Origin of the sequence: Qipengyuania vulgaris, from assembly GCF_009827325.1 — a bacterium.
In the GTDB taxonomy this organism is placed as follows: Bacteria; Pseudomonadota; Alphaproteobacteria; order Sphingomonadales; family Sphingomonadaceae; genus Qipengyuania; species Qipengyuania vulgaris.
This window is the reverse complement of sequence record NZ_WTYC01000004.1, coordinates 186,365-198,965: the sequence shown is the minus strand read 5'-3', so window position 1 is coordinate 198,965 and position 12,601 is coordinate 186,365. Positions and strand designations below refer to the sequence as shown.

11 protein-coding genes are annotated in these 12,601 nt (G+C 57.2%); 4 read left to right on the top strand and 7 right to left on the bottom strand.

Features of this window, described 5'->3' with window-relative positions; translation table 11 throughout:
* The first annotated feature begins 21 nt into the window (after nt 1–21).
* The 4 genes from GRI69_RS09525 to hflX all read left to right on the top strand — a co-directional run bounded on the left by GRI69_RS09525 (nt 22) and on the right by hflX (nt 5,677).
* On the top strand, nt 22–2,262 hold the full coding sequence (locus GRI69_RS09525) for a sensor histidine kinase (RefSeq protein WP_160728048.1): 2,241 nt from the start codon (nt 22–24) through the stop codon (nt 2,260–2,262).
* 2 nt (nt 2,263–2,264) lie between these two features.
* A complete protein-coding gene (gene ntrX / locus GRI69_RS09520; protein WP_160728047.1) occupies nt 2,265–3,647 on the top strand; it encodes a nitrogen assimilation response regulator NtrX in 1,383 nt (460 codons plus the stop codon).
* 174 nt (nt 3,648–3,821) lie between these two features.
* Nucleotides 3,822–4,358: an RNA chaperone Hfq gene (gene hfq / locus GRI69_RS09515; RefSeq protein ID WP_160728046.1), complete on the top strand. Its 537-nt coding sequence runs from the start codon at nt 3,822–3,824 to the stop codon at nt 4,356–4,358.
* Nucleotides 4,359–4,375: 17 nt separating this feature from the next.
* A complete protein-coding gene (gene hflX, locus GRI69_RS09510) occupies nt 4,376–5,677 on the top strand; it encodes a GTPase HflX (RefSeq protein WP_202391944.1) in 1,302 nt (433 codons plus the stop codon).
* Here the strand turns inward: hflX and mazG are convergent.
* The 7 genes from mazG to GRI69_RS09475 all read right to left on the bottom strand — a co-directional run bounded on the left by mazG (nt 5,672) and on the right by GRI69_RS09475 (nt 12,460).
* A complete protein-coding gene (mazG, locus tag GRI69_RS09505; RefSeq protein WP_160728045.1) occupies nt 5,672–6,433 on the bottom strand; it encodes a nucleoside triphosphate pyrophosphohydrolase in 762 nt (253 codons plus the stop codon). The two genes, hflX and mazG, sit on opposite strands and share 6 nt — an antisense overlap.
* 279 nt (nt 6,434–6,712) lie before the next feature.
* Entirely contained in the window at nt 6,713–7,480 is a 768-nt protein-coding gene (locus GRI69_RS09500; RefSeq protein ID WP_160728044.1) for an MBL fold metallo-hydrolase, read from the bottom strand.
* A complete protein-coding gene (locus tag GRI69_RS09495; protein WP_160728043.1) occupies nt 7,477–8,253 on the bottom strand; it encodes a TatD family hydrolase in 777 nt (258 codons plus the stop codon). Before GRI69_RS09495 ends, GRI69_RS09500 begins: the two co-directional genes overlap by 4 nt.
* Nucleotides 8,253–9,812, bottom strand: a complete 1,560-nt coding sequence (metG, locus tag GRI69_RS09490; protein WP_202391943.1) for a methionine--tRNA ligase — start codon at nt 9,810–9,812, stop codon at nt 8,253–8,255. Before metG ends, GRI69_RS09495 begins: the two co-directional genes overlap by 1 nt.
* Nucleotides 9,805–10,752 carry an AAA family ATPase gene (locus GRI69_RS09485; protein ID WP_160728042.1) on the bottom strand — a complete coding sequence of 316 codons (948 nt, stop codon included), beginning with the start codon at nt 10,750–10,752 and terminating at the stop codon, nt 9,805–9,807. The genes metG and GRI69_RS09485 overlap by 8 nt, the downstream gene beginning before the upstream one ends.
* Nucleotides 10,749–11,378 (bottom strand): dTMP kinase, encoded by a 630-nt coding sequence (tmk, locus tag GRI69_RS09480; RefSeq protein ID WP_160728041.1) that lies wholly within the window; start codon nt 11,376–11,378, stop codon nt 10,749–10,751. Before tmk ends, GRI69_RS09485 begins: the two co-directional genes overlap by 4 nt.
* Nucleotides 11,375–12,460 (bottom strand): D-alanyl-D-alanine carboxypeptidase family protein, encoded by a 1,086-nt coding sequence (locus tag GRI69_RS09475; protein ID WP_237453029.1) that lies wholly within the window; start codon nt 12,458–12,460, stop codon nt 11,375–11,377. Before GRI69_RS09475 ends, tmk begins: the two co-directional genes overlap by 4 nt.
* Nucleotides 12,461–12,601 lie beyond the last annotated feature (141 nt).

The following is a 12,601-nucleotide window of genomic DNA, read 5'->3' as shown; positions in this document are numbered from 1 at the left end:
TAGCGATGTAAGGCCGCCACGATGGCGACGAAGGCCGCTCCCCTGACCCGACGCACTCCACGCTGGTGGCGCAAGTTCGTCGTGACGTCTCGCAGGGCGAACCTGATCACCCTGATCGAAATCGCTGCTGCGACCGCGTTTCTCGCAATGGTTGCAATGACGTGGGCTGCCTTCACGTCGGCGCCAGCCAACGGAGAACTGCTTCCGAGCAGTCAGGTCGCGATTCTTCTGATTGGCACATTGATCCCCGCCATGGCGCTTCTGGTTCTGGCCGGGCGGAGGCTGGCTCTGAGGCGGGCGGCGGGAAGCACTGCACGGCTCCATGTGCGACTGGTCTTTTTCTTCTCGATGGTGGCTGCAGTTCCTACTCTGCTGGTTGCCGCTTTCGCTGCGGTTCTGTTTCAGTCAGGTGTCGACTTCTGGTTTTCCGACAATTCGCGGGGATTAATGGAAAATGCCAACGCGCTGGCCGAGAGCTATTACGAAGACAACCAGCTCGACCTCGCGCAGGAAACGATCTCCATGGCCATGGACATGCGGGCCAACCTGCAGCGGATTTCCGTAACCGACCCCGATTTCATGTTGGTGTACGAATATCAGGCTCAGCCACGCGATGTCGTCGAAAGCGCCATACTTCAAGCCATGCCAGATGGCACTGCGCGCACTGCCGTGCTGTACAACATCTCGGAAGACAGCGATCCTGTCGCCTTTACCGAGGAAAGTCTTGCCGCCCTTCGTAGTGGAGAGCAGGTGGCTGTCCGAGGAAGTCCCGAACGGATCGAAGCCGTTGCACCGATCGACAGGGTTGCCGGCATTTATCTGTACACTGCACGCAATGCCGAAGGAGCGAGCTTTCGCAGTTGGGAGCGGGCGCGAACGATTTCCAGCGCTTATGACGAATTGACGTTGCGTGCGCGGGCACTCCAGCTGCGCTTCAACCTTGCCTTGTTCTTCGTCAGTCTTGCGCTTGTCGGAATTGCGGTGTGGTTCGCGCTTCGATTTGCTGATCGTCAGGTCGAACCCCTGACTGATTTGGTCGCTGCTGCGCGTAAAGTCGGAGCCGGGAACTTCGGAATGCGAGTAGAAGGCCGAACCGGGGCCGACGAGATCGGACTACTTAATCGGGCTTTCAATCGAATGACGGCACAGCTTGAGCGCCAGACCGACGCACTTGTTTCTGCGAATGCCGAACTCGAAGATCGGCGCAGTTTTATTGAGGCCGTGCTGGAATCCGTCAGTGCAGGTGTCATAACGATTGATGGCGATCGCCGCGTACTGCTCATGAATGCTCCTGCTCAAGCAACGCTGCTTGAAGAGGGGCAGGGTGGTAACCAGCCCGATACACTCGACGAGATGGCACCGCAGATTGCCGCCATGGTCGCCGCCGGACTCGACCGCGGGGTGGTAAGCCACAATCGGCAAGGTGAATTGATGACACTGGCCGTCAAACTCGTTCGTGAGGGAGAGGGCCATGTCATTACCTTTGAAGACATTACCCGTCAGCTACTCGATCAGCGCCAGGCGGCGTGGTCCGATGTTGCACGGCGCATCGCTCATGAAATCAAGAATCCGCTTACACCGATCCAATTGGCAACCGAGCGGCTTAAGCGACGGTATCGCAAACAGATCGAACAGGATGGCGACCTGTTCGACGAGTTGACCAGCACTATCGTGCGCCAAGTCGGCGACTTGCGGAAAATGGTCGACGAATTTTCCAGCTTTGCCCGCCTGCCCAAACCGGTTTTCCGTTCTGAGGATGCGCTGGATCTTATTCGGCAGTCAATATTTCTTCAGGAAGTCGCCAACCCGGATATCAACTACACACTGGAAGCCCAGACAAACGGACCGCTCAAGATTCAGGCAGACCGTCATCAACTTGGTCAGGCAGTGACCAACATTCTAAAGAATGCGGCAGAAGCGATCGAGGCCCAGACAGTACAAGCCGATGCCGATTATCGTGGTCGCATTAGAGTGGAGGTCGATGAGAACAGAGAAACGATCGCGGTCGCAATTACGGACAACGGTATCGGCCTACCGCAAGACCGCGAACGAATTCTCGAACCCTATGTGACTACACGCGCTAAGGGCACGGGCCTAGGCTTGGCTATCGTGAACAAGATTGTCGAAGAGCATGGCGGCGAGATGAATTTTTCTTCGGTCGACGGCGGTGGGACCCGTGTCACCCTTCGCTTCGCGAAAGATCCGCACGACATACGCAAGCCCGGTGCAGACGCCCCCCACGATGCAAAAACAGGAAGCTGACCATGGCATTGGACATCCTCATCGTAGATGACGAACGTGACATACGCGAATTGGTAGCCGGCGTTCTTAGCGATGAAGGCTACGATTGCCGAACCGCAGCCGATAGTTCCTCCGCTCTGGATGCCGTCGACGAAAAACGCCCCAGTCTCGTTCTTCTGGATGTATGGCTGCACGGTAGCAAAATGGACGGTCTTGAAGTCCTCGATGCGATCAAAGCACGTGAGCCGGAATTACCTGTGATTATCTTCTCGGGACATGGCAACATCGACACCGCCGTCAGCGCCGTCAGCCGGGGCGCGATGGACTTCATTGAAAAGCCATTCGAAGCCGAAAGATTGCTTCTTCTCGTCGAACGCGCAACCGAAACTGAACGCCTGCGACGCGAAAACACGCGCCTGCGCGAAGGTTTAGGTGAGGGCGGTGAATTTACCGGCAATTCCGCCGTCATCAACGCCGTGCGCGCAACACTCAAACGCGTTGCTCAGACCGGAAGCCGCGTCCTCATAAACGGACCGGCGGGAGCCGGCAAGGAAGTCGCCGCCCGACTGCTTCACAGCTGGTCAACACGTGCCGATAAACCGTTCATAATTGTCAACTCTGCTCGGATTACTCCGGAACGCTTCGAGGAAGAACTATTTGGCGAGGAAACCGACGGAAAGCTGGTGAGGGCTGGACTGCTTGAGACGGCTGATGGAGGGACCCTTTACCTGGATGAGGTCGCCGATATGCCACTTTCCACCCAGGCGCGTATTCTGCGCGTCCTGACCGAACAGAGTTTCGTTCGCGTAGGCGGCAGCCGCCAGATCGGGGTCGATGTCCGAGTTGTTTCTTCCACTGCGCGCGACCTCGCCGGCGAAATGGAGTCAAAGAACTTCCGTGAAGACCTCTTCTACCGGCTAAATGTCGTTCCAGTAGAGATACCCTCGCTGGCCGAGCGTCGCGATGATATTCCAGCTCTCGCAGAGTATTTTTTCGCAAGGTATGCGGCCGAGCAGGGCATACGGCCGCCTGCGATAAGCGAGGAGGCCATGGCAGCACTGCAAGCCTATGACTGGCCCGGAAATGTGCGCCAACTGCGCAACGTGGTCGAGCGAACCATCATTCTCACACCACGCGACCAGCTCGAGACGGTAGAGGCCGAGATGCTTTCCGAAGAAATATCCGGAGGCAATGCTGCAGGTAATAGCGGGATGGCTGCCCTTATGGGGGCCCCCTTGCGCGAAGCACGCGAAAGTTTCGAGCGTGAATACCTCGCGATTCAGATCAGACGTTTTTCTGGCAATATTTCGAAAACGGCGAGTTTTATCGGGATGGAGAGATCGGCTCTGCACCGCAAGCTCAAGCTTCTTGGGATGGTACAACGTAAGGGCGGCGACCGGAACTAGCGGGCGCGCAATTTCCCACACAAGGTCCAGAAATATTTATTTATTGCGGTCGGGCACCGCAATTGCCACATTGCGTTTTAAATCCGGACCCAATGGCCGGTGCCCGGACGCGGTGGGAGCGTCCAGAGCGCGGCTTCCTGGTTGGAGTCGCCAACAAAATAGGAGACACGCAAGATGTCTGGCGAACGTACACTTTCCGCTCGCCCCAAGCCGGACAAACCGGCACAAACGGGCGGCAAGCAGCCCAGTTTACAAGATGCTTTTTTGAACCTTCTGCGCAAGCACAAGACGCCGGTCACCGTATTTCTGGTCAAAGGAGTGAAGCTGCAGGGAATTGTAACCTGGTTCGATAATTTTTCGATCCTGCTCCGGCGGGATGGTCAATCGCAATTGGTATACAAGCATGCCATCAGCACCGTGATGCCAGGCCAGCCCATCGATGCCGACCAATTCGCCAGCCAAGGATCTGGCGCAAAACAGCGGCTGTTGCAGGACGTTTTCCTGAGCCGCGTACGCGAGGCCGAGGCGCAAGTAACAATGTTCCTGGTTAACGGCGTTATGCTGCAAGGCAAGATCGCCGCGTACGACCTTTTCTGCATGCTGCTGGAGCGTGATGGGTACGTGCAACTGGCCTATAAGCATGCGGTTTCCACAATACAGCCTTCGACCCCGGTCGATCTGACCGAGGATTGGGATGAGGTCGACCACTGAGTTTCGATGACGATCTGTTGGGCGAGGTCTCGCGCGGCGCGCGGGCCCTAGTCGTTTGCCCCGACATTCGCGGGGTTACCTACGATCTCGATGCCGACAACCGTCTGCTTGAGGCCGAAGGGCTAGCCTTGGCTATAGGAATTCAAATTGAGGATAGTTTCGTACTTCCGGTCCGCGAAGTGCGACCAAACCTTTTGTTCGGTGCCGGGCAGGTCGAGAATATTCGTATTGCCTGTGAGCAAAATGAAGCTGAACTGGTCGTAGTCGACGGGGCTCTCAGTCCCATTCAGCAGCGCAATCTTGAAGATAAGCTTGCACGGAAGGTCATTGACCGTACCGGCTTGATCCTCGAGATTTTCGGTGAGCGGGCGGCAACCGCCGAAGGTCGACTGCAAGTCGAACTGGCCCATCTCGATTACCAGCAAAGCCGACTTGTGCGGAGCTGGACTCACCTCGAGCGTCAGCGCGGCGGTTATGGCTTCCTAGGCGGTCCGGGCGAAACACAGATCGAAGCCGACCGCCGGATGATCCGTCAGCGGATGGGCCGCTTGCGGAAGCAACTTGAACAGGTCCGAAAGACACGAGGCCTGCATCGCGAGCGCCGTGACCGTGCTCCGTGGCCGGTTGTCGCGCTGGTCGGCTATACCAATGCAGGAAAATCCACACTGTTCAATCGGCTCACCGGCGCGGAAGTGATGGCAGAAGACCTGCTGTTCGCGACGCTTGATCCGACTATGCGTGCTATCACCTTACCCGGCGTGGAAAAGGCGATTTTGTCGGACACAGTCGGGTTTATTTCCGACCTGCCCACCCAACTCGTGGCCGCATTTCGGGCAACGCTCGAAGAAGTCACTGCGGCAGATGTCATTTGCCATGTGCGCGATATGTCCAACCCCTCGGCCGAGGCTCAAAAGTCGCAGGTCCTCGATGTTCTGACCGGCCTCGGAGTTATCGAGGAGAAGGGCGGTACTTCGTCCATCCCAATTCTGGAAATTTGGAACAAATGGGACCTCTTGGGCGAGGAACGTTCTCAGGAACTCGGAAGTGTTGCCGCATCAAGCACGGATATCGTTCCAGCTTCCGCCATTTCAGGCGAGGGCATCGATAACCTGCTCGAAAAACTGGGTGAAATGCTTACCGCCAGAGCCTCGATCCACGAAATCGAACTTCCTGCTAGCGATGGGCGCCGAATAGCGTGGTTGCACGCACATGGGGAGGTACTTGTGGAGGAAGACGCTAAGAAGGAGGAGGGCGGCCCGATGCGCCGGTTTGTCGTCCGTCTCAATCCAAAGGAATTAGGTCAGTTCGAAACCCTATGAGACCGCCTTTTCACGGCGCTTGACCTCCTGCCAAAGTTCTTCTTGCGCATCGAGCTTGCGGTTTGCAAAGTCACCATTTGCCAAGTCCTCCATGGCGCGAAAACGGCGCTCGAACTTAGTGTTCGCAGTGCGCAAGGCTGTTTCCGCATCAATTCCATAGGCTCGCACAAGATTGACTGCCGCGAAAAGGAAATCCCCGGCCTCTTCTTTAATGTCGCCTGGAGAAGCCTCAGCAAGTTCCTGTATTTCCTCAAAAACCTTGTCGCGCGGTCCCGTGGGGTCAGGCCAGTCGAAGCCATGGCGAGCAGCGCGTTTCTGTAATTTCTGAGCGCGAAGCAGAGCCGGCAGCGCCAAAGCCACACCATCGAGTGCACCACGTACACCAGCGGCCTCCCGTTCGGTGGCTTTAAGGTCTTCCCACCGCGCTTCCTCCATTACGCCGCCTTCATCGCCGAAGATGTGCGGATGGCGCGCTTCCATTTTGTCCGCGATATTTCTCACTACATCCGTAAATGCGAAATGACCGGCTTCTTCGGCCATCCGGGCATGAAAAACGACCTGCAACAACAGGTCGCCGAGTTCGCCTTGAAGGTCGTCCATATCCGATCGTTCGATCGCGTCGGCTACTTCATAAGCTTCTTCAATGGTATAGGGTGAAATTGTCGAGAAACTTTGCGCCGTGTCCCATTCGCAGCCGTGTTCCGGATCGCGCAAACGCGCCATGATGCGAAGCAGTCTATCTATCTGGTGAGGCATACGGCACCGATAGGAGATGAGGGAGAAAAGTGGAAGAGGAGCAATTGTGGCTCAACGTTCCAGATTGATAATATATATTATGTTAAGCGATGTGTGATTATGGCATACCGCTTATGGTCCTGACCAAGAAATATGCTCCCCCGATGATCCCCACCCAAATCAGTGCGATCTTAAGCATACGGTTGCCATTGAGAGTTGGATCGCGTTTCATTCCCATGATGTAGGCCACGACCAAGGCTGCCATCAGCGCTGCCCACGCTATAGTTCCGCCGTCCGCGTTCATAACCGAACCTCCATCCCGTCAAACCCGACCGAGACACCTTGCGGCACCTTTGCACTTATCGTGCCGTAGTCCATCGATTTGTCCAAATGAGTCAGTATCGTGCTCCTAGCTTTAACTTTGCTTGCCAATTCTAGCGCCATGTCCAGATGAGCATGGGTGGGATGCGGACGTTCTCGCAAGCAGTCGACCACCAGCAGATCACAGCCTTTGAAGCATTTGATCATCGCTTGCGTAATTTCGCTGAAATCTGTGGCGTAAACAAGGCTCTTGCCGTCCGCTTCGAACCGGAAACCCGTGCTTTTCACAGGCCCGTGCGGCATTTCGACGTTGTCGAAGGAAAATCCGGCAACAAGCTGTACTTCTGACGTTTCCTTGAGATCGACAATGGTGGGATAACCAAATTGTCCGGCGAAAACATAGTCGAAACGTCGCCGAAGACGTTCGCATGTAACACGACCAGCGATCCCCGGTAGCGGATTACTGCGATCGTAACGCATTACACGCAAATCATCGATACCATGGCAATGATCGGCATGGTCGTGGGTCCAGAATACCGCATCGACCTTGCCAATACCGGTCGCGAGCAGCTGCGCGCGAAGATCGGTCGATGTATCGACCAGTATCCGCTGGCCGGAGCTGTTCTCGACGATTATCGAAACGCGCGTGCGCCGGTTCTTAGGCTCTAGAGGATCGCATTCACCCCAGTCGTTGCCGACGCGCGGAACCCCTGTCGACGTCCCCGAACCGAGCATGATGAGCTTCACGGAGCAGCCTTGCTGAAAAGCCGGTAGAAGTTGCGGGATGTATACTCTGACAAATCTTGGAGACTTTCACCGCGCAGTTCGGCGATGAACGCAGCGGTTGCGGTCACGTATTCCGGCTCGCAAGGTTTTCCACGATGGGGAACGGGGGCCAGGAAAGGGCTATCGGTCTCCACCAGTAAGCGATCCTGCGGAACCTTCTTGGCGACCTCCTGCAAATCCTTGGCATTCTTGAACGTCACGATGCCTGAAAGGGAGATCGATAGGCCGAGCTCGAGTATCCCCTCTCCAAATTCAGCGGATGCAGTGAAGCAGTGGATCAGCGCCGGGAAGGCACCCTTCTCCATTTCGCCCGCCAGGATTGCGATCGTATCGTCTTCAGCATCGCGTGTGTGGATGATGAGTGGTAGTCCGGTTTCGCGCGCGACTTCGATGTGGATGCGGAAAAGACGCTGTTGCTCGGAGCGGTCGGAATGATCGTAATAGTAATCAAGGCCGGTTTCGCCGATACCTATGACACGGGGATCACGTGTGGCTTCGAGCAGTTCATCATAAGTCAGATCAGGATGATCGTCAGCATTGTGCGGATGAATGCCGACACTCGCCCAGACATCGGGGTGGGCATTGGCCGTCCCGACGACCCGAGTCCACTCCGCCTGTTTCGTCGAGATGTTTAGGAAGGCCCCCACCCCTGCCCCCCGCGCACGGTCGAGGATCTCAGACTGATTTTCCACGACGCCTTCGTATTCCAGATGACAATGGCTATCGACAAGCATCAGGCTGCCTCCACTTCCGGCATTTCGAGACGCGGGAAAGCGGGCGTCGGCTTTTCGATCACATGTCCCGCGGCCACGAGCGCGCCGAACCAGTTCTCATCGGACAGATCGGTATAGGTGCGGCGTTCTGCCGTGACGCCAAGCTGGTCGAGCACGACCCCCGCCTTTGTCGGAACTACTGGCTGGATGGCGATGGCGAGGTCGCGGATCGCAAGGAACAGCGTTTGAAGCACTGCCTTCATCCGCTCGGGATCCGACTTCTTGAGCGCCCAAGGAGCCTGTTCGTCGACGTAGGCGTTGCAGGCAAACACAGCCTTCAGCCAGGATTCGATCCCTACACTGAAGTTGAGTGCCTCGAACTCGCGAGGGAGAGTGGCGGCGCAGGCATCGCGTACTGTCGTAAGCAGTGCCTTATCACTTTCGTTCGGCTCGAATGCCTCGAGCTTGCCGTCCATGTTCTTGTGAATCATGGAAAGCGTACGCTGCGCAAGATTTCCAAAGCTGTTGGCTAGCTCGGCATTTACCTTGTTAACAAGTGCTTCCGCCGAATAAGTGCCATCCTTTCCGAAGACGACCTCGGCCAACAGGAAATATCGCAAGGAATCGACCCCGAACAGATCGATCAACTCGTTGGGATCGGTGACATTGCCCGCCGATTTCGATTCCTTCACGCCGCGATTGAGCAGGAATCCGTGGCCAAAGACCTGCTGCGGCACGGGAATGTCTGCGCTCATCAGGAACGCCGGCCAGTAAATCGTGTGGAAGCGGACGATATCCTTGCCGATCAAATGCAGGCTGGCAGGCCAGTATTTGCGGAACATCTCGCTGTCATCGGGATAGCCCACGCCGGTGATGTAGTTGGTGAGGGCATCGACCCAGACATACATGACATGATCGTCGTGCCCCGGCACTTTCACGCCCCAATCGAAGCTGGTGCGGCTTACCGAGAGGTCCTTTAATCCGCCTTCGACAAAAGCGATCATCTCGTTGCGTCGGCTTGCCGGTTCCAGAAATCCGGGTTTCTTGAGCAGTTCGAGCAGAGGCTCTGCATATTTCGACAGGCGGAAGAACCATGTCTCTTCCTCGGTCCATTCAACCGGAGTGCCCTGAGGGGAAAGCTTCTCGCCCCCTTCCCCTTCGACGAGCTCCTTCTCGTCATAATAGGCCTCGTCGCGGACGGAGTACCAGCCTTCGTAGCGGTCGAGATAGAGATCACCCTTGGCCTCCATCGCTTCCCAGATCGCACGGCTCGCTTGGTGGTGATCGGCGTCAGTGGTACGAATGAACCGATCGTATGTGATGTCGAGCCGGTCGAACAGGTCCTTGAACTCTCCAGCCATCTCGTCTGCCAGCTCGCGCGGTGTCTTACCCAGATCGCGCGCCTTTTGCGCCATCTTGAGCCCATGCTCGTCTGTTCCCGTCTGGAACCGCACATCGCGGCCCATGAGCCGCTGGAACCGCGCGATGACATCGGCAGCGATAGTCTCATAGGCGTGACCAATGTGCGGCTTACCGTTGGGATAGTGGATCGCGGTGGTGATATAAAAGGGTTCAGACATTGCCGCGCTCGCTAGCCGCGCCCGCTTGTACGAGCAAGGTCCCGATTTCCATGCCGAGCAAGCCCGGATCGAAATTGTAGGTTGGTTGCTCGCCCGTCAGACGCACAAGCTCCGCATGAGTATCGACCAGATTGCGCGGATCACCCGCTGACCCGTCAATCTTTTCGGCCAGAATAGCGCGAGCGAGATCTAGCACGGCCTGCAATCGCGGAATATCCTGCCTCGAACCAATCGTGCCGGCAAGCTGTCCGCGTAGGGAGAAGTCCCGGTCACCCTCCTCGACGATCCGGCGCATGAGTTGCGCCGATTTGCCAAGGTCGAAATCCAGGAAGGAAAGCGCCGCTCCGGGCGAACCTGCCGCCGCAGCCATAGCGGCATCGCGAGATGCAATATCTGCCTTCGGCGCAAGATCTTGCAGAAGCGCGTCCATTTGCTCTCTCGGGATCGGCGGGAAGCGAACGGTTCGACAACGCGAGCGGATGGTAGGCAGCAAACGAGCAGGGCTATGCGCAACCAATAGGAAGTAAGTACCTTGCGGAGGTTCCTCCAGGCTCTTGAGCAAAGCATTTGAAGCGGACACTTCCATGTCGTCTGCAGGATCGATGATAACGACACGCTTCGATCCCAGCGTGGGCCGGGTCGTTAGTCTCCGCTGGACCTCACGTACCTGATCAACCTTTATTCCGCGGGATAATTCATAGGGCTTGCCGTCATCGCGCTTCTTGGCCTCTTCCTTGTTTTTCGGACCGTAGGAGAGTGTCAGAATATCGGGATGGTCGCCCGCAACATCGGTTTGGAGCAGGGCTCGCGCCGCAGCCTGCGCAAAGGTAGCTTTTCCCAGCCCCTTCTTCCCGGCAAGCAGCCAGGCGTGGTGCATCCGCGAACTCTCAATCGAGTTTCGCCAGGCTTCCCAAGCATCAGTATGACCTGCAAGCGTCATGGAAATAGCCTTTCCACTGCATCCATCACACGAGAATGCACTTCTTCTATCGACCCGCTTCCATCGATCCGTACAAAACGATCAGGCTCTTCAGCCGCAAAGCGGTCGAACGCAGCGTTTACCGAGGAATGATAGGCCTCGTCTCTGCCGCCGATGGCATCAGAGCTTTCTCCATCGCGATCTTTTAGCCGCTTCCGGACCTCATGTTCCCCTGCCCCGATCACGATGGTGAGGTCGGGCAACAGGCTGCCGCTTCCGATCTCATGGAGAGTGCGGACCCGCTTATCCCCCAACAAGCCGGCTGCACCCTGATAGGCACGGCTCGAGTCGAGGAAACGATCGCAAACAATCCAGCCCCCTGCATCCACTGTTGGGAGTATCAGGCGAGCGACATGATCGGCGCGCGCAGCTGCAAACAGCAAGGCTTCTGCCTCGGCTCCCCAGCCATCGCCAGGTGGGTCGAGAAGTAGGCGGCGGATTGCCTCTGCACCGGGAGTTCCGCCGGGCTCGCGAGTTGATGTCACCGTGATCCCGCGCTTTTCGAGTGCGTCACACAAAAGGCGCGCCTGGGTGGATTTGCCCATCCCTTCCCCGCCTTCGAAAGCGATGAACTTGCCACGCATCACGTGATCCAGCCCAACACGCCATTGAGTAGCCGGCGTCCGAAACCGGCCTCCGCCACCCCCTCGCGGGCGACTAGAGGCACGCTGAAATCGGGCATACCGTCAATCGCCACAACTAGCTCCGCAACACGCTCGCCCTTTCTTATGGGAGCACGGAGCGGACCATCATAGGTGACCTTCAAGGTTACATCGCGCCGGGCTTCAGTGGGAAGATCAACATAGATGCCCTGGGGCGCGAGCAAGGCTACTTCCCTTGCGTCCCCACCCTGCACTTCGGCGGATGCCACGAGAGCATCAGGTGAAAACACCCGATGTTGCTCGAAGCGGGTGAAACCCCACTCTAGGAGGTCGCGGGCAGCGCGGTTGCGATCGCGGGCGCGCGGACTGCCTGCAACCACCATAACCAGCCTGCGACCGTCCCGTTGAGCAGATCCCAGAAATCCGTAGCCAGCCTGATTGGTGAACCCGGTCTTGATGCCGTCTGCGCCCGCAACGATGCCGCTGATCGGGTCATGGTTTGGCTGGGTTATTTCGTTGTAGGTAAATTCGCGCTGGCCGACGAAATGGCGGTATTTCACCGGATGACGACGGAGCATATGGGTCGCCAACATCGTCAGGTCGCGCGCGGTCGTGAAAGTCCTGCCGTCATCCATCCATCCGTTCGGAGTTCCGAAGCGGCTGTCCCGCATGCCGATTTCTTCGGCCTTCTCATTCATTGCGGCGACCCAGTCATCGATCGAGCCGGCGGCACCGTCTGCGAGAGCAGCAGCACCATCGTTGGCCGAGACCGTCGTTACGCCGTGTAACAGATCGTCAACCGTGACGCGGGCGTCGTGGGCGAGGAACATGGTTGATCCGACGTTGTTCCATTTCTTCCACAATTCGGGCCGGATCGTGAAGCTTTGCTGGGGCACGATCCTTCCTTCCTCCATCCACTCGAAAGCGAGGAAGGTGGTCATGACCTTGGTGATCGACGCGGGCATGAAGCGTCTGTCCGCTTCCCGTTCCAACAATACCTGACCGCTGGTTACATCGAACAGATAGGCGATGGGGGCCACTTCCGCTGAGGGCGGCAGGATTGGCATGACCTTTTCTTGAGACCGTGCCGGAGCAACGGCCATGAAAGCGGCTGCACAGAATGGGGCCAGATAACGCAAGATGGGTTGCAAGGAGCGCTCCGCACCGCCCAAGGCGGTGTTCCCTATCGAAGATGTGGTTCGCGAAGA